The organism is Olsenella sp. HMSC062G07, assembly GCF_001811895.1.
Taxonomy (GTDB): domain Bacteria; phylum Actinomycetota; class Coriobacteriia; order Coriobacteriales; family Atopobiaceae; genus Olsenella_F; species Olsenella_F massiliensis.
In genome coordinates, this window is record NZ_KV806951.1 from 451,290 (window position 1) to 468,725 (window position 17,436).

At 67.5% G+C, this 17,436-nt stretch carries 12 protein-coding genes; 8 read left to right on the forward strand and 4 right to left on the reverse strand.

From position 1 onward, the window contains the following. Positions 1 to 2 precede the first annotated feature (2 nt). Both HMPREF2826_RS05255 and HMPREF2826_RS05260 read left to right on the forward strand, forming a co-directional pair. The gene (locus tag HMPREF2826_RS05255; protein WP_070639805.1) at positions 3 to 677 is read left to right on the forward strand and encodes a potassium channel family protein; all 675 of its coding nucleotides are present in this window, start codon (positions 3 to 5) and stop codon (positions 675 to 677) included. A 2-nt stretch (positions 678 to 679) separates the two neighbouring features. Next, the gene (locus tag HMPREF2826_RS05260; RefSeq protein ID WP_070639807.1) at positions 680 to 1,354 is read left to right on the forward strand and encodes a potassium channel family protein; all 675 of its coding nucleotides are present in this window, start codon (positions 680 to 682) and stop codon (positions 1,352 to 1,354) included. A gap of 45 nt (positions 1,355 to 1,399) precedes the next feature. On the opposite strand, the gene rlmKL is transcribed toward HMPREF2826_RS05260, so the two are convergent. After that, the gene (rlmKL, locus tag HMPREF2826_RS05265; protein ID WP_070639809.1) at positions 1,400 to 3,781 is read right to left on the reverse strand and encodes a bifunctional 23S rRNA (guanine(2069)-N(7))-methyltransferase RlmK/23S rRNA (guanine(2445)-N(2))-methyltransferase RlmL; all 2,382 of its coding nucleotides are present in this window, start codon (positions 3,779 to 3,781) and stop codon (positions 1,400 to 1,402) included. A 235-nt stretch (positions 3,782 to 4,016) separates the two neighbouring features. On the opposite strand from rlmKL, the gene HMPREF2826_RS05270 reads away from it, so the two are divergent. Then, positions 4,017 to 5,738, forward strand: coding sequence for a phospho-sugar mutase (locus HMPREF2826_RS05270; protein WP_070639812.1), 1,722 nt, complete (start codon positions 4,017 to 4,019; stop codon positions 5,736 to 5,738). A 108-nt stretch (positions 5,739 to 5,846) separates the two neighbouring features. Here HMPREF2826_RS05270 and HMPREF2826_RS05275 read toward each other — a convergent pair whose 3' ends face one another. After that, a complete protein-coding gene (locus tag HMPREF2826_RS05275; protein ID WP_083307281.1) occupies positions 5,847 to 7,034 on the reverse strand; it encodes a cysteine peptidase family C39 domain-containing protein in 1,188 nt (395 codons plus the stop codon). Between the two features lie 223 nt (positions 7,035 to 7,257). Here HMPREF2826_RS05275 and HMPREF2826_RS05280 point away from each other — a divergent pair, with 223 nt between their 5' ends. Next, positions 7,258 to 7,671, forward strand: coding sequence for a GtrA family protein (locus HMPREF2826_RS05280; RefSeq protein ID WP_246824696.1), 414 nt, complete (start codon positions 7,258 to 7,260; stop codon positions 7,669 to 7,671). 197 nt (positions 7,672 to 7,868) lie between these two features. Beyond that, positions 7,869 to 8,306: an arginine repressor gene (locus tag HMPREF2826_RS05285; RefSeq protein ID WP_058271216.1), complete on the forward strand. Its 438-nt coding sequence runs from the start codon at positions 7,869 to 7,871 to the stop codon at positions 8,304 to 8,306. 167 nt (positions 8,307 to 8,473) lie between these two features. On the opposite strand, the gene HMPREF2826_RS05290 is transcribed toward HMPREF2826_RS05285, so the two are convergent. Continuing rightward, positions 8,474 to 10,627, reverse strand: coding sequence for a transglycosylase domain-containing protein (locus tag HMPREF2826_RS05290; protein ID WP_070639815.1), 2,154 nt, complete (start codon positions 10,625 to 10,627; stop codon positions 8,474 to 8,476). A 281-nt stretch (positions 10,628 to 10,908) separates the two neighbouring features. Between HMPREF2826_RS05290 and rfbA the strand changes: the two genes are divergently transcribed. From rfbA to HMPREF2826_RS05305, 3 genes are all read left to right on the forward strand, one after another. Continuing rightward, positions 10,909 to 11,820, forward strand: coding sequence for a glucose-1-phosphate thymidylyltransferase RfbA (gene rfbA / locus HMPREF2826_RS05295; RefSeq protein ID WP_070639818.1), 912 nt, complete (start codon positions 10,909 to 10,911; stop codon positions 11,818 to 11,820). 2 nt (positions 11,821 to 11,822) lie between these two features. Further along, positions 11,823 to 12,842: a dTDP-glucose 4,6-dehydratase gene (gene rfbB / locus HMPREF2826_RS05300; protein ID WP_070639822.1), complete on the forward strand. Its 1,020-nt coding sequence runs from the start codon at positions 11,823 to 11,825 to the stop codon at positions 12,840 to 12,842. Positions 12,843 to 12,907: 65 nt separating this feature from the next. Next, entirely contained in the window at positions 12,908 to 14,377 is a 1,470-nt protein-coding gene (locus HMPREF2826_RS05305) for a sugar nucleotide-binding protein (RefSeq protein ID WP_070641170.1), read from the forward strand. Positions 14,378 to 14,415: 38 nt separating this feature from the next. Here the strand turns inward: HMPREF2826_RS05305 and HMPREF2826_RS05310 are convergent, their stop codons facing one another. Further along, positions 14,416 to 17,349, reverse strand: a complete 2,934-nt coding sequence (locus tag HMPREF2826_RS05310) for an RICIN domain-containing protein (RefSeq protein WP_070639825.1) — start codon at positions 17,347 to 17,349, stop codon at positions 14,416 to 14,418. Between the last annotated feature and the right edge of the window lie 87 nt (positions 17,350 to 17,436).

The following is a 17,436-nucleotide window of genomic DNA, read 5'->3' on the forward strand; positions in this document are numbered from 1 at the left end:
TCATGGGCATCATCATTGTTGGCGTCGGACGCCTGGGGCTGAGCCTTGCGCTGGCGCTGTCGCGGCAGCGGCGCCAAGTCACGGTCATCGACCGAGACCCGCGAGCCCTCGACGCGCTTCCGGATGACTTTTCCGGACGAAGGGTCGTGGGCGTGGGCTTTGACCGGGACGTGCTGGGCGAGGCTGGCGTCGAGTCGGCGTCGGCGGTCGTCGCCTGCACGTCCGCTGACGAGACGAACATCGTCGTGGCCCATACCGCAAAGCATTTGTTCCATGTCCCCACGGTGATAGCTCGCCTGTATAACGCCGAGAAGGCCGAGACCTATCGCCGTCTGGGCATTCGCACCGTATCGACGACGGGTTGGGGGGTGCGGAGCATCACCCAGCTGCTCTCGTACGATAAGGTCGAGGTCATAGGAGAGGTGGGGCCCGGTGACGTCTCGCTAGTGAGGGTCGAGGTTCCCGACCTCCTTGAGGGGTGCAACGTTCAGTCGGTGTCGGTGCCGGGCGAGGTGGGCGTCGTCGCCCTTGTGCGTGACGGGCGCTCCTGCGTTCCCGCCCTGGGCACAGTCCTCGCTCATGGTGACGTCGTCGTGGCCGTCGTGGACGGCAGGTCCCTGGGGACCTTCGGGCGAATCTGGGGCGTCGGGCTCAATCTTTCGACGGAGGGGAGGTAGCGATGCGGGTCATCGTCATTGGCGGGGGTCAGGTGGGTTCGTATCTTGCGGGCTTTCTGGCACATGAGGACGACGTCAGCCTTGTGGAATGCGAGAGGTCGGCGCTCGCGCGTCTCAGAAGGAAGGCCGGTCGTTTCAATGTGGTGGCCGGCAGCGGCACTGAGGTGGCCGCTCTTGAGGCTGCGGGCATACAGGATGCGGCCGCCCTTGTCGCCGCCACGGGCTCAGACGAGGTAAACATCGTCGCCTCCATGCTCGCCAAGAGGGAATATGGCGTCGCGCGCGTCATCGCGCGCGTCAACAATCCGCAAAATGCCTGGATGTTCACACGTGAGATGGGCGTCGACGTCGCTGTTGACCAGTCTGAGATTCTCTCGCGCGTCATCAGGAACGGACTTGACATGCGCGACATGTACGCCCTCATGAGCGTCGGTGCCAGCGACCGCACGGTGGTCGAGCTTGACGTGAGCGAGGGCGCCCCCGCCGTCGGGCGCAGCCTGGCAGAGCTTGGGCTTGGGGAAGATGTGCTCGTCCTTGCCGTAGCCCGTGGGGATGAGGTGACGCTTCCGCATGGTGACACGACGCTGCTGGCGGGCGACCGAGTGATCGCGCTCGTGCAGGGGTCTCGTCGCGATCAGCTTGTCGCGGTGTTCTGCAACGGTGCGTCCGCCATCTGACGGCCGCCGCGCATCATCAAGACGGCGCGGCGGCCGGTCAGACCGTCAGGGTTGGGTCGTTCGTCTTACCAGGTAGCAATGATGGACCTGGGGGGAGCGCGAGAAGTCCTCCGGAATCGTCCGGTCGGTGATGTCCTCGACGCCAACGCCAGCCTTGGCGAGGGCGGCCACGTCGGGCTTGAAGCGCCTGAGGTTGCACGAGAAGAGCGCCACGCCGTCGCGGGTGAGGAGCCGGGACACGTCGATGAGCAGCTCAACGTGGTCGCGCTGCACGTCCCAGCTGCCCTGCATGCCCTTTGAGTTGGAGAAGGTGGGCACGTCGCAGAACACGAGGTCCCAGCGGTTCCTGCTGTGGCGCTGCTCGTTGACCCACGACAGGACGTCCGCCTGGACGTACTCGTGCTGGCGTCCCACGAAGCCGTTGCGCGCCATGTTGCGACGGGCCCACTCAAGCGAGGGTCGGCTCATGTCCACGGTCGTGGTGTACTTGCAGCCGCCGTCCGCCGCGTAACAGGTCGCGCTTCCCGTGTACGCAAAGAGGTTGAGGAAGCGCTTGGACCCTCGAGTCTGCTTGGCCATCTCGCGCACGAGCGCGCGGGTGTCGCGGTGGTCCAGGAAGATGCCGCAGTCCAGGCGCAGGTCAAAGTTGACCTCAAACGTGAGGCCTCCCTCGTCGACCAGGTGGGCACCGCGCGGCAGCTCGATGCGAGACGAGCCTTTGCCCTCCCGCCGTTCCCGGCGCGGCCCGTAACGCCCCTCAGCCGCCTCGGCGGCGTACTGGGAGCCGCCCCGCGCCCGAACGCGGGTTCTCAGAAACACGTTGTCGGGGCTCACGTCCAGGACGTGCGGGGCGAGCGAGAGGACGTCCAAAAGTCGCCTGCGGGCGAGGGCGGGGTCAACGTCCTTGGGAGCCGCGTACTCGAACACCTGCAGCCAGGGCCCCCGGCTCCCGCGCTGGGGCGCGAGCTCCGACCGCTGGAAGAGGTCGATGGTAACGGCATAGTCAGGGAGGTCGGCGTCATAGACGCGATAGCAGCTCACGTCCTCGCGCCGCGCCCATTTTGCCCTCTGACGGGCCATCTTCGCCAGGCGTCGCGCAAACTGGTCGGAGCCCGCCACGAGCACGGGGAGCCTCAGGACGGCGCCCCCGTGAGGGTTGGGAAGCTCCGCCGTCGGCGGCGTCGGCGGAGCGTCTGCCCCGCGCGCCGCCCCGTAGCCGCGCAGGACCGCCCCGTCTCGTCCCACGATCACCTCGGTTGTGGTGGAGGGCCTGCGTCCCAGGACCTCGTCGACGACGGCGTCACGCGCGAGGGCGGCCGCCCCGCCCTCGCCTGGCGCGTCGTTGACGGCGGCGGCGACGGATGCCAGCTGCGAGAGCGCCGCCGCTTCGTGCGGCATGTCATCCCCGCCCGCCCAGGAGAGGTCGCAGACGAGCGTCGGCACGCAGCCCGCGACCGCGCCGGCAAGCTCGCCGGGCGTCACGAACCGAGGTTCCAGGTCGATGCCGGCCGCACGCAGGAGCCGCCGAGCCGACCCCTCCACCCCGCGTCGCGTGTCACAGCCGACGAGACGCACGACGTCCGCCTCCGGCGCCAGTCCGTCCCGGCCCGCCTCGGCGCGCTCGCGCGCCTCCGCCACCAGCTCCTCCCATGCGTGAGCGTCATGACCCGCCCAGCCCTCAAAGCCCCAACGCCTGCGCAGCAGCCCGGGAGCGCGGTCGAGCGCCTGGGCCGCCGCCTCCACGAGCAGCGTGCCCGTGCCGGGAAACGCGGCGACGAGGCAGGGGTGGGGGTGACGCAGCGTGCGGAACCAGCCCGCCGTGGCAAGCAGAGCCGCTGCGTAGTCGCAGCGTAGGCCCTCAAGGCGCGGGCCCCTCGCGCCGCGCCCGGCGCCGTGGGCGTCCCGCTCGTACCCGCGCCTGAAGAGGGCCTCGCCCGAGAGGTCGATGCCCACGCTCGCCCGGTCGCGTCCGAGTCGCACGACCACGCGCACGTCCGGGCGAGCCACGTCGACCACGGGGCGCGCGCCCGTGCGCACCATCATGCGGTCTGCGATGGCGTCCTTGGTCCTCATGGCAACGAACTGCGTGTTTCTGAGCTGGGCGTTGGTGCCGTGAGCGTCGACGACGATCGTGGCGCCCTGGGGCAGCTGGTCCTCCCACGCCAGGGACGAGACGCCCGCATGCAGCGCGTCGGCGTCCCGGGCGTCCACGCCGCCCAGGACGAGCACCACACGCGAGGCGAGGCGCGACCATAGGCATGCCCGATAGGTGTCGCGCACGCTCCCGCGAAAGGCCACCTGTCCCGTCAGGGGGCGCACCCCGGGCGTGCCCAGGGACCTGAGCTCGTCCGCGAGCAGGCCCTCGAAGCCCTTGGGGCAGCTGGCGAAGAACGCGTGGTCGCTTGCCGTCGTGCTGTTCTCATTCATCATGGCACCCTTTCGACTGCTACGTACGGTACCATGACCCCAGGCGTCTGGACCTCGGGGAGTCGCCCGCCCGCAAGATGCACGCCAGGCCCGCCGGCGCCGCACCTCTCAGCCCGAGGGGGCGCGACCGTCCGCCCAGGCCTCTGACCGCGCCCCCGCAGCTTCAAGTAGTATCAGACATGTCAGGTTGGAGCTGGGCGTCCCGCAGCCACGACATACGTTGGAGGAGAAGACCATGGATCAGAAGACGCAGGAGAAGGTCCGGCTGTGGAAGGACCATGTGACGGAGCCTGACCTCAAGGAGGAGCTCGACGCGCTCCTGGCGGGTGACGAGGAGAAGCTCAACGACGCGTTCTATCGCGACCTCGCCTTTGGCACGGCCGGCCTGCGCGGCATCCTGGGCGTGGGCACCAACCGCATGAACGTCCACGTGGTGGCCCAGACGACCCAGGGCGTGGCCGACTATCTCAACAAGCACTACGAGTCGCCGACCCTTGCGCTCGCGCGCGACTCCCGCCTCAAGGGTGAGGACTTCCAGCGCGTCGCGGCGGGCGTGCTTGCTGCCAACGGCATCCATGTGTACGTGTACCCCCGCATTGAGCCCGTCCCCGCGCTCTCCTTCGCCGTGCGCTATCTGGGCACGAGCGCGGGCATCGTGCTGACGGCCTCCCACAACCCCGCGGCCTACAACGGCTACAAGGTCTACAACGACAACGGCGGCCAGATCACCGACGAGGCCGCCGCGGAGATCAGCCGTAACATCGAGTCCGTCGATGTCTTCGGCGACATCAAGATGATGGACTTTGAGGAGGGCCTCAGGCGGGGACTCATCGAATGGACGCCCGAGGAGGTGCTTGACGCCTTCATCGAGAACGTCAAGAAGGTCTCCGTCCCCGGCTTCAAGGCGGACGAGTCCTACTCGGTCGTCTACACGCCCCTCAACGGCACGGGCATGGAGTGCGTTACGCGCATCCTCAAGGAGATCGGGGTCGAGAAGGTCTCGGTGGTGCCCGAGCAGAGCGAGCCCGACGGCAACTTCCCCACCTGCACCTATCCCAACCCCGAGTTTCGCGAGGCGCTCCAGCTCGCCCTCGACCTCGCCGAGAAGGTCAAGCCCAACCTCGTCGTCGCCACCGACCCTGACGCCGACCGCATGGGCACCGCCATTCCCCACGACGGCGCGTACAAGCTCCTCAACGGCAACGAGATGGGCGTCCTGCTCATGGACTGGCTTGCGCAGATGGCCGCCGACAACGGCGAGGACGTCAGCCGCAAGGTGGCCGTCACGTCCATCGTCTCGTCCGTCATGCCCGACGCCCTCGCCAAGGACCAGGGCTTTGAGCTGAGGCGCGTCCTCACGGGCTTCAAGTACGTGGGCGACCAGATTGACCAGCTCAAGGCTGCGGGCGAGGAGGACCGCTTCCTCATGGGCTACGAGGAGTCCTATGGCTACCTCATCGGCACGCACGTCCGTGACAAGGACGCCATCGTCGCCGTCGAGATGTGCGTCGAGATGGCGGCTCACTATGCCGCGCAGGGCAAGGACCTCTATGAGGTCATGGAGGAGCTATACCAGCGCTATGGCTACTACCTCAACGGCATCGTCAATGCCTCGTTCCCCGGTGCCCAGGGCGCCAGGAGGATGGCGGACATCATGCAGGGGCTGCGTGACGAGCCGCTCTCCCAGATCGCGGGCCTGGCCGTCGAGGGTGTCACCGACTACGCCACGGGCGCGGACATGCCGCGCGTGGCGGGCCTGCAGAAGGAGGCCCCGCAGGTCCTGCCGCCCGCCAACGTGATCGAGTATCGCCTGGCGGGCGAGAACAAGGTCATCTTCCGCCCGTCGGGCACGGAGCCCAAGGTCAAGGCATACCTCTTTAGCAAGGGTGCCACGCGCGCCGCGTCCGAGGCGGTGCTGGACGAGCTGAGGGGTGCGTGCGAGAAGATCCTCTCATAGGCCAGGGCGCCGCGCGATTGTCCGCCTGCGTCACGAGCCCCCGCCGACGTCGGCGGGGGCTCACTGTGTGCGGGAGGGGCGCAGGAAAGAGTCGCGCGCCTCGACGTCCTAGTCCTTTGCGGCGTCGGAGGAGCCCGACGTGCTATCACCGCTCAGGGCATAGAAGGAGGTGGCGTTGGCGGCGACGGTGCCCACGCTCCAGCTGTGGCCCGACGCGGCGGCCGAGGTCGGGTCGTGCAGCGTGACCGAGCCGTCGTCGTTCTTCCTGACCACGAGCGCCCAGTGGGCATAGGGGCCGTCGAAGCCGGCCTTGAGGCCCACGATCGCGACGGCGCCCTTGACGGACAGGATGTCCTCAAGCGTCTCGGCGGAGGGGCTGGTGTATGCCTTGCACCCAAGGCCGAGCTGCGTGGCCTCGTAGGTGAACAGGTCGCCGGTGGTGGATGCGTCATCGGTGGTGCCGTAGCCCTTGTCCTGGGCGTCGGCGGCAAAGGCCGCGGGCGTCTTGTCCGTCTTGCCCGTCAGTCCCATGTAGGCCATCGCAAGGCTCGTGGGACCCGACCCGGTCACGCCCATGACGCTGCCCGCGTAGTCCACGTAGCCCCAGCGCACGTCCCAGTCGTACAGCAGGGGGAAGCTGCCCTTGTCGTTGGGCTGGCCGTAGTCGGTGGGCTTGTGCTCCGCCGTGGCATAGGCGCTGACGAAGTCGACGGCCTCGGGCTCGTTGACGGCCAGCTCGGGAATGCGGGGGTCAGGGTACTGGTCGGCGCTCTTGGCGATGGCGGCGAGCTTCTCGCCGCGGTCGAGGGCGGGGGAGAACTTGCCCGTGAGCTCCTGCGAGGCGCCGACGGCCACGCGGGCGTCCCACTGGTTGGTGGATGCCTGGTCGTCATTGCCCGTTGCCGCCTGTTTGGCCGTGCAGCCCCGCACGCAGCTGGACACGCCCAGGATCAGGATGAGTACGAGCACGAGGGCGGCGGCGGCGAGGACCAGCATGCGGTTGGATATGCCGTAGCGCGCCAGCAGGTCGCGCCGGCGCCCGTCGAAGTTGATCTGCTGGCTGCGCCCCCTCAGGGAGTAGCCGGTGTCCCTGCCCGTGATCGTTCGGTAGTTCTGGTCGCTGCGGTATTTTGAGTTGCGACGCTGCGGACCGATGGCTCTCGAACCGCGTCCGCCGCGCGACTGGGACCCTATGCTGGTGCGACGGGGATCGTCCCTGCCGACCCTCGTGCTGGGGACGTACGGTGCGTTGCCGTCGCTGGGCCGACGGCCCTGCCTACCCATATTGCGTGCCATGAACTGTCCTCTTGTCGATTCATGCGTCAGGAGCGCATGCCAAGGCGTACCATTCCATACTATTGCATTATGACGCTCCCGCGCCAGGCGGCGTGGCCTTTGGGTGCCGACGAGGCAGCCAGCGGCTGTTCGGGGCCCTGGTGGCTGGGGCGCAGGGTTGGGACATAAGGCCGGGCGCCAGGCAGGGCGACAGGGCGCCGTTATCGTCGGAGAGGAGGCCCACATGGCGGACGTGCGGGGCATCGTAAGGCAGTTCTTGAAGTTTGGCGTCGTCGGCCTCGTCGCGTTCTTCATCGACTACGGCATCCTCATGCTGCTGTCCGTGGGCCTGCGCTGGGATCCCGTCCTATCGGCGGGCATCTCGTTCGTCATCTCGCTCATATTCAACTACGTCGCCTCGATGCGCTACGTCTTCACCCGGCGCGACGACCTCAGTCGGCAAGGCGAGTTTGTGGTTTTTGTCATCCTCTCTCTCATCGGCCTTGCCATCAACGAGCTCTGCATGTGGCTGGGCACGACGGCCCTGGGCGCCTCGCCGCTGGCCATCACGGCCACCAAGCTCATCGCCACCACCATCGTCATGGTATGGAACTTCCTCAGCCGCAGGCGCTGGCTCGACGCCGGCGAGGCCGACTAGGGCCTGTGCCGGCCGTATGCGTACCGCTGGGCCAGACGATGCGCCTGTGCCGTGCGGCGCACATGTAGTATTCATGTAGAGAGCGAAACACGGAAGTAATTTTCACCAAATTGTATACCTTATCGGATATCCTTACGAGCAGGCGTATGGCAAGAATCCTTCAGGCTCGTCCTGATGGCGTTCGAGAGGATCGTTCGATGGTCAAGAGGCGTAATAACAGGCAGGATGCGATCAGGGACATCGTGCGCGGCAAGTCGATCAGGACCCAGCGGGCGCTCGTGGACGAGCTTCAGGCCATAGGGTTCAACTGCACGCAGGCGACCGTGTCGCGCGACATCGCCGACATGGGACTGCGCAAGCTCAGCGACGGCATCTATGTCCTGGCGGAGGACCTGCACCTGCAGCGCATGGTGTCGGAGTTCGTGCTGACCGTCGAAATCGCCAACAACCTTGTCGTCATCAAGACTCAGCCCGGCACCGCCTCGGGCGTGGCCGCCGCGGTGGACGCCGCGCTGCTTCCCGAGGTCAAGGGGTCCGTCGCCGGCAACGACACGGTCCTGGTCATCTCCGGCAGCGAGGAGGCGGCGCAGGACCTCACGCACCTCATCGGCAAGCTTCAGAACGCCCGTCGTTAGGCGCCCCGCCCGCGTCGCCCGGGAGGCGACGGTTGCGCCTTGGCGCACGGACGCCCAAGGGGCAAAGACGACGTCAGGACAGCTCGCAGGCATGCCCCTCAGGCCGACCTCGTAGGTCGGCCTCTTGCATCGTCCGTGCAGGCCTCAAAGGCCGTCCGCGGCGCCGGTCAGGTACCCGCGCCCGTCGTCCCGCCGCCCGTCTCGCCCGTCGTCGAGGGCGTCGTCCCCGTCGTCGTCTGCGTCCCGGTGTCGCCCGTCTTGGTCGTGCGGGTGTCCTGGCTGGCGTCGGCGCCCTCCTCCTTCTTCTCCTCCTCCTCGGGCTTGGGTGGCGCAAGAATCGCGTTTGTCCAGCTCAGCGTCGTGGGGGTGGTAATGCCCGAGATGGACGCGTTGGTCTTTGAGAAGGTCCAGTCGCGGTTGGGCTTGTACGTCACGGCCTCCTTGGTGGTGGGAAACTCCTCGCGCGCGACGCCCTCGAGGACGCCGTTGAGGAATTTGGCGAAGATGGGGACGGCCGTGTTGTAGGGGTGGCCGTACGACCCGCCCACGTAGACCGCCGCCTCCTGCTCGTAGCCGCACCAGATCGCCACGGAGAGCTGGGGCGTGATGCCGCAGAACCAGAGGTCGCGGTAGTTCTCGGACGTGCCGGTCTTGCCGGCGACGGGCTGGTTGACCTTCATGAGCGAAGTGAGCTGGCTTGCGGTGCCGCCGCCTTTGCACACGCCCTCCATGACCTCGCGGGAGGCCTGTGCGACGGGGGCGCTGATGGCCTGGGTCGGGCTGTCCTCATGCTGGTAGACCACGTTGCCGTTGCGGTCCTCGATCTTGGTGATGGCCACGGCGCCTCGATGCACGCCGTTGGTGGCGACGGTCGCATAGGCCTCCGCCATCTGGATGGGGGGGATCCCCGTCGTGCCCAGCGTCAGGGAGTCATAGGCCTCCATCGGCTCGCGAATGCCCAGCGACTGGGCGGTCGAGACGATGCTCTCCGACTTGACCGCCTGGGCCACCTGCACGAAGCCGGTGTTGGACGACACGGCGAAGGCTCGTGCCAACGAGATGTTCCCGTAGTTCGCGTTAGCAAAGTTCTGGACCTTCCAGGTGGAGGTAAAGCGCATGGGCGAGTTGCATGTGAGGTAGATGTTGGGGTTCATGCCCTGGGATATGGCGTCTATCAGTGTGAAGGTCTTGAAGCTCGACCCCACCTGGCGCCGGGCGTCCGTCGCCATGTTGTATTGGCTCGTGTGGTAGTCGCGTCCCCCGACCATGGCGAGCACGTAGCCCGTGTTGGGGTCAATGGCCACGAGGGCCGCTTGGAGCTTGGGGTTGCCGATGGCGCTGAGCTGGGAGCTCACGGCATCCTCGGCGGACCTCTGCGTCGCGGGGTTGAGGGTCGTGTAGACCTTGAGGCCGCCCTTCATGATGGTGTCCTGGTCAAAGTCCTGGAGGAGCACCTGCTTGATGTAGTCGGTGAAATAGGGGTACTCGTTCTGCGCGTCGGTGAAGCTGCCCTCGTTGGTCTCCAGGGGCTCGGCCACGGCGGCGTCGTGCTCCTCCTGCGTGATGTCGCCGGCGGTCAGCATGCGGTCGAGGACCGTGTTGCGGCGCGTCGTGGCGAGCTCGGGGTTGGCGAGGGGGTCATAGGTGGTGGGAGACTGGGGCAGGCCGCAGAGCGTGGCCGCCTCGGCGAGCGTGAGGTCCTTGGCGTCCTTGTCAAAGTAGGTGACGGCAGCCGCCTCGATGCCGTAAGCGCTGTGGCCAAAGTAGATGGTGTTGAGGTACATGGTCAGGATCTGGTCCTTGGTGTACATCTTCTCCATCTGGACGGCGATGTAGGCCTCGCGGACCTTGCGCTTGAGCGTCTGCTCAAACTGCTCGTCCGAGAGGACCGTGTTGCGCACCAGCTGCTGGGTGATCGTGGAGGCGCCCTCGGAGCCGCCGCCGAGCTGGACGACGGCCGCGCGGACGATACCCTGGGGGTCCACGCCGTTATGCTGGTAGAAGCGCTTGTCCTCCGTGTCGATGATGGCCTTGAGGACGTAGTCGGACATCTGGTCCTGCTCCACCGTGCGACGGTTCTGCACGTAATACTCGCTGATGACGGAGCCGTCCGCGGCATAGACGGTGGTGGGCTCGGCCACGAGGTACGCGTCCGCCGAGGAGTAGTCGGGGAGGTCCTGAAGCCACTGGCCCACGAGGGCGCCGAGCGATATGCACAGGGCAAGGACCAGGAGGGCGACAAAGCCGAAGATACCGGCGATGCCAAATCCCACGATGTGCGTGCGCGAGCGCGTACGAGCCCGACGGGTGCGAATGCCCATGTATGCCTCCTTGAACAAACAGTCATGCATCATTATAGGTGACCTGCCCGCCCGTCCCGCCCTGCGCCCAGGGAACGCGGCGTGGCAGGGGCGTGCGGCGCCCGCCGCGCGGCGGATGGGGCGCGCCGCCTTGGGAATGTGCGACGCGGGCTCTGCGCTGGGCGGCAAAGGCCCGCCGAGCGTGATTGTGACGACCGCGCGCCAGCCGATTCAGGTACCCTTACAGGGTGTGGCTGACATGGTGGAGCTATGTAGGCGAGCATGCGGCAGGGGGGCATCACATGAAGGGCATCATTCTGGCGGGCGGCTCGGGGACGCGTCTCTATCCCCTCACCACGGTCACGTCCAAGCAGCTGCTGCCCGTCTATGACAAGCCCATGGTCTACTACCCCCTCTCCACGCTCATGCTTGCGGGCATCCGGGACATCCTGATCATCAGCACGCCCCAGGACCTCCCCAACTTCCAGCGCCTGCTGGGCGACGGGTCCGACTTTGGCATCACGCTCTCGTATGCTGAGCAGCCCACTCCCAACGGCCTCGCCCAGGCCTTCGTTATCGGCGCTCCGTTCGTGGGCGGCGAGGCCTGCGCCCTCGTGCTGGGGGACAACATCTTCTACGGCAACGGGCTCACGGGCAGGCTCAGGCACGCCGTCGCCTCCGCGCGCGCGGGGCGCGCCACCGTGTTTGGCTATCGCGTGGACGACCCCGAGCGCTTCGGCGTCGTCGAGTTTGACGCCGACTACAACGCAATCTCCATCGAGGAGAAGCCGGCCCGCCCCAAAAGTAGCTACGCCGTGACCGGCCTCTACTTTTATGACGAGCGGGTGTGCGAGCTGGCGTCGAGGGTCACGCCCTCGGCGCGCGGCGAGTACGAGATCACGGACCTCAACCGCCTGTATCTCGAGGACGGCAGCCTTGACGTCGTGACGCTGGGGCGTGGCTTCGCCTGGCTTGACACGGGCACGATGGAGTCGCTGTTCGAGGCCTCCCAGTTCGTGCGGACGGTCCAGACGGCTCAGGACCTGCCCGTCTCGGTGCCCGAGGAGGTCGCCTACGACAACGGGTGGGTCACGCGGGAGAAGCTCCTCGAGTGCGCGAGGCGCTATGGTAAGAGCAACTACGGCAGTCATCTGCTTCAGGTGGCCGAGGGCAGGATCGCCCCCGACCGCTTCGCCGACCTGGATGGGGAGTGAACATGGCCGAGCCCTTCGTGCCCGCGAACATCATCGTGACGGGAGGTTGCGGGTTCATCGGGAGCAACTTCGTCCACCATGTGGCGCGGGCGCATCCCGACGTGCACGTGACCGTCCTTGACAAGCTCACCTACGCCGGCAACCCCGCCAACCTCGCGGGCCTGCCCCCCGAGCGCGTCGAGCTCGTGGTGGGTGACATCTGCGACGAGGGGCTTCTCGAGCGCCTGGCGCCGGGCCATGACGCCATCGTCCACTTTGCCGCGGAGTCCCATAACGACAACTCGATCGAGGACCCCGACCCCTTCGTCCGCACCAACGTCGAGGGCACCTACCGCCTCCTCGAGGCCTGTCGCAGGCATGACCTGCGCTTTCATCACGTGTCAACCGACGAGGTCTACGGCGACCTCGCCCTGGACGAGCCGCGACGCTTCAGGCCCGACGACCCCTACAGGCCCTCGAGCCCCTACAGCTCAACGAAGGCGAGCTCCGACCTGCTCGTGCGCGCCTGGCACCGCACATACGGCGTGCGTGCCACCATCTCTAACTGCTCCAACAACTACGGGCCCTACCAGCACGTCGAGAAGTTCATTCCCCGGCAGGTCACCAACGTCCTCTGCGGCGTCCGTCCCAAGCTGTACGGCGACGGCAAGAACGTGCGCGACTGGATCCATACCGAGGACCACTCCCGCGCCGTCTGGGACATCCTCACGCGCGGCCGGCTCGGCGAGACCTACCTCATTGGCGCGGACGGCGAGAGAAGCAACCGTGACGTCCTCGCGGCCATCCTGGAGCGCATGGGGCAGCCCGCCGACGCCTTTGACTGGGTGCGCGACCGGCCCGGGCACGACCGCCGCTATGCCATCGACCCCACCAAGCTCAGGGAGGAGCTGGGCTGGCGGCCCCTGCACACCGACTTTGCCGAGGGGCTCGACCAGACCATCTCCTGGTATCGCGAGAACGAGTCCTGGTGGCGTCCCGTCAAGGAGAAGACGGAGGCCCGCTACGCCGTCCAGGGCCAGTGACGGGCAGGAACCCTGCCGGCGACGTGACGACGCGCCGGAGTCGTCTCGACCAGAGGAAGGCAAGCATGGAGTATGAGAAGAGCCTCAGGCTCGTCGAGACGGGCATCGAGGGCCTCAAGATCGTCGAGCTCGCGGTCCATGGGGACAACCGCGGCTGGTTCAAGGAGAACTGGCAGCGTCAGAAGATGGTCGAGCTGGGCGTGCCCGACCGTCGCTGGGTTCAGAACAACGTCTCGTACAACGAGCGACGCGGAGCCACCCGCGGCATCCACGGGGAGCCGTGGGACAAGTTCGTGAGCGTCGCCACGGGCTCCATCTTTGGCGCCTGGGTCGACCTGCGCGAGGGCAGCCGGACCTACGGCACGGTCTTCACCACGACCATCGACGCAAGCAGGGCCGTCTACGTGCCTCGGGGCGTCATTAACTCCTACCAGGCGCTCGAGGACGGCACGACCTACGTCTACCTCGTGGACGCCCATTGGTCCGCCGCGCTCAAGGCAAGCTACACCTTCGTGAACCTGGCCGACCCCGACCTCGCCATCGCCTGGCCCATCCCCCTGGACGAGTGCGAGCTCTCCGAGGCGGACCGGCACCACCCCCTCCTGAGGGACGTGCGACCCATGGCGCCCAAGAGGACGCTCGTCGTCGGCGCGGACGGCCAGCTGGGGCGCGCCCTGCGCACCCTCGTCGAGGAGCGGGGCCGCGCAGGTGACTTCGAGTTCTGGGGCCGTGACGAGTTTGACCTCACGGACCCCCACGCCCCGGACGCGCTTGACGGCAGCCGCTACGGCGCGCTCGTCAACTGCGCCGCCTACACCAACGTGGACGGCGCCGAGACCGCCGAGGGGCGTCGCGCCTGCTGGGCGGCAAACGCCGTGGGCCCCGCCCGCCTTGCGCGGGCGTGTGCCGACGCGGGTATCACCCTCGTGCATGTGAGCAGCGACTACGTGTTCGACGGCACCGTCGCCGAGCACGACGAGGACGAGACCCCCACGCCCCTCTCGGTCTACGGCCAGGCCAAGGCGGCGGGCGACCTAGCGGTCCGGGTCTGCCCCTCGCACTATCTCCTGCGCACGAGCTGGGTCGTCGGACAGGGGCGTAACTTCGTGAGGACCATGGCCCGCCTCTCCGATAGGGTCGCGGACCCTCATGACGACCTGACGCAGGTGCGGGTTGTGAACGACCAGCTGGGCCGGCCCACCTTCGCGCGTCAGCTGGCACGGGGCATCCTGCACCTTCTGGAGACCTCCGCGCCCTTCGGCTGCTATGACCTTACCGGCTCGGGGGAGCCGACGAGCTGGCACGAGCTCGCCCGGCGCGTGTTTGACCTGCGCAACGGCAACGGGTCGCCGGAGGTGGTGGTGGGCGTCTCGACCGACGAGTACTCCCGGGGCTCCAAGGGCCCCGTGGCGCCGCGCCCCAGAAGCTCCGTCCTCTCGCTGTGCAAGCTGGCGTCTGCGGGCTTCGTCCCCGACGCCTGGGAGGACGAGCTCGAGCGCTACGTGAAGGCCCTGCCCCGTCCCCTTGCGGGGTAGGGGCAGGGCCTTGGCAGGGCGCGCGGCCTGACGGCGCGTCAGGTGCGCGAGGCGAGCTCGTTCCAGGCCTCCTCGTCGCCGTAGAAGACGTCCAGGTCCAAAGGCGACCCCCAGCCGCTGAGGTAGCCTGTCGACGTGTACTGGAACATCGTCGGGGCGTCCCAGGCACCATAGCCTCTGCCGTCGGTCCAGGGGTCGGGGTTATACCCATGCTGGGGGGCCATGTTCGCATATTGGGCGACCCAAAGGCCGTAGCCGCTGCTGGCCACCGAGCTCCAGTCGTATTCGCGCGTGACGCTCTTGCTCGTGTAGATGAGGGGCCGCACCCCGGTGAGCTCGTACACCTTGTCGAGGAAGGCCTTGGCGTAGGCGGGGCCTCGGCTGAGGTTCTGCTCGCCCGTGATGTCGTTGTTCTCCCAGTCAAGCACGAGGATCGCCCTTCCCACGTAGTCGCGGACGGTGTCCACAAAGTGAGTCGCCTCCGCGATCGCGCCGGCGCCCGTGCTCACGAAGTGATAGAAGCCAAGGAGCTTGCCAAGGGAGAGGGCCTGGTCTGCCATGGTCTTCCACGTGGGGTTGACGTAGCGGGCGCCCTGCGTCGCCTTCACCATCACGAAGTCGCAGGGGACCTTGGACAGGTCGATGCCCGCCTGGTAGCTTGCGATGTCGATGCCGTTGAGCCTGCCTTGGGAGCTCACCCTCACGGGCACGAGGAAGAATCCCTCATGAACGTCACCCGTGCTCTGGGCCGTGGTGAAGAGCGCGGCGTTTGCCCCCCTTGCGTTCGTGCCGCTCGTGATGACAAGCCCCGTCGCCGCGTTCGTCAGGCGCAGGGCGTTGATGTCGTTGCCAAACGAGACGGTCCACAGCGAGGAGGCCGCGTCCCTGGAGGTGACCTGCCTCACGTACTCGTCGCCGGGCGTGGACGAGAGGTACAGCCTTGAGTTGGCGTTCATGAGGCGGACGCGCCCGTTGCCGGCGTCCTCGACATAGAACATCTGGGCTGCCGTCCCGTTGGACGTGTAGAGCCAGACGTCCTGCCCGGCCGCGGTGCTCGCGCCTGGAACGTCCACGGACATCGTCCGAAACGCGGCGCTCGAGATGTGGTAGCTCCTGTTGGTCGCAAGCAGGCTCGTGGGGACAAACAGGAAGCGCTGTGCCGGCGTCCCGTTGCTCGCGAAGGTCTGGACCGTCGCCCCCGCGCTCGTCGAACCCCCCCGAATGTCCATGACGACGGAGGGGGAGAGCCTCGACTGCAGCATGATGCCGCCCGTCGTGAGCACGGGGAGCCACTGCTGCTCGTGGGCCCCCGTGTAGGCGGACTGGCCGATGACGTCGCCGCTCGCCCCGCCGGGGCTCGCCGTCAGGGCAAGACCCGTGGCCAGGTTCACAAGGTGCACGTACCCGTCGTGCCCGCGCACGAGCCGCCACTTGCGGTAGGGGTTGGCCGGCTTCCGGACGGACGTGGTGAGGGCGCCTTCGCCCGGTCCGCCGTGGCGGCCGACGGCAACGGCGATTCTCGTGTTTGCGGCACACACCAGCTCGTAGCTGTCGTCCTTGAGCCACGCGGTGGTCGCGCTCAGCGTCCAGCGCTGCGCGCGCGTGCCGTTCCAGCGGAAGGTCTGCACGTTGGCACACGAGCTCAGGGAGCCCGAGGCAATGTCGAGCGCCCTGCCGTCTATGGCCGAGAAGAACCCGAAGGTTCCGTCATCGAGCCTCCGGATGACCCAGCGCTGCGCCGCGCTGCCGTTGGACGCGTACTGCTGGACGTTGGTGCAGTCGCCCGAGCGCCCGCCCGCCACGTCCAGCACCTTGCCACTTTGGGCGTTTATGACGGTGTAGTAGCCCGTGGCAGCGTCATAGGACAGGCGAAACGCTTGGGCGAGGGTCCCGTTTGGGGCGTACTGCTGCACGTTTGCCCCGTCGGCCAGCGAGGCGGCGTTCACGTCGAGGGCATGTCCCGATCCGGAGTTGGCGACGACGTACACGCCGTCATCGATCGCTGCCTGCAGGCGCGAGAGGCAGAAGCTCTGGGCGGAGCTGCCGTTTCTGGCGTAGAGCTGGATGCGCGCGCCGCTTGCGGATGACGCTCCGGGCACGTCCAGCGCGAGGGACTCGTCAAGGCGCGAGAGGAACATGAAGTAGCCCGCGCGGGCGGCGTCCGGCACGATTCTCCACTGCTGGGCGTAACTTGCGTTTCCGCTGTACTGCTGAACGTGCGCGCCGCTCGTGGCGGCCGCCCAGCGCACGTCAAGGTACTTGCCCGTTCCGACGTTCATGATGGTGTAGTAGCCGTCGCTCCCGGCCGTGATTTTCCAGCGCTGCGCGGAGCTGTCGTTGGCGCTCCACACCTGGACGCGGGCGCCGTCGGCCGTCGAGCCGCCAGAGACGTCAAGCCTCAGCGACGAGGAGGTGCCGGCCGTTATCTCGTACAGTCCGTCGCGGACGACCTGGGCCGGCGCCTTGGCGGCCGTCCCGGTCGCCTGACGGGGCGCGTCGGCGCCTGACGCGGGGTTCTCGGACGCGGCGGCCTCACCCAAGGCGTCGTCTGCGCCCGCCCCCTGCGCCACGTGGGCGGCCGGCGTCGCAGGATCCTGCGGATTTTCGGCGGCGTCCCCCGAGGGTAGGGAGTCCGCCGCTGGCGCCTGGCCGGCGTTTGGCTCTCCCGCGTTGGGGGAGGCGGAATCGTCCGTTTCCTCTGGGGAGTCCGCCGTCAAGGAGTCGCCCGCAGAGACGGGCTTCGTCGTAGCCGCATGCGCCGTGGCCGATGCCGCGGCTTCATTCGCGGTGGTGGAGCTCGTCATCGCGGCGCCCTCGGACCATATGGCGCGAGAGGCAGCCGCGTCCACGCTCTCCGCCATGGGGGCGCCCTCAAGCGCCAGGGTCTTCGTGGGGGTCATGAGAAACGGCAGGATGACGGCCGCGACGGCGGCGCCCAGGACCTTTGCTGTGACGGGCGAGGAGGCATGCATGAAAGTCCCCTTGGGTCGTAGGGTTGACCTGTGATTTCCCTATGATTGCATATGTCGCGCCAAAAGGGCACCCCTGGCCCCTCGCCA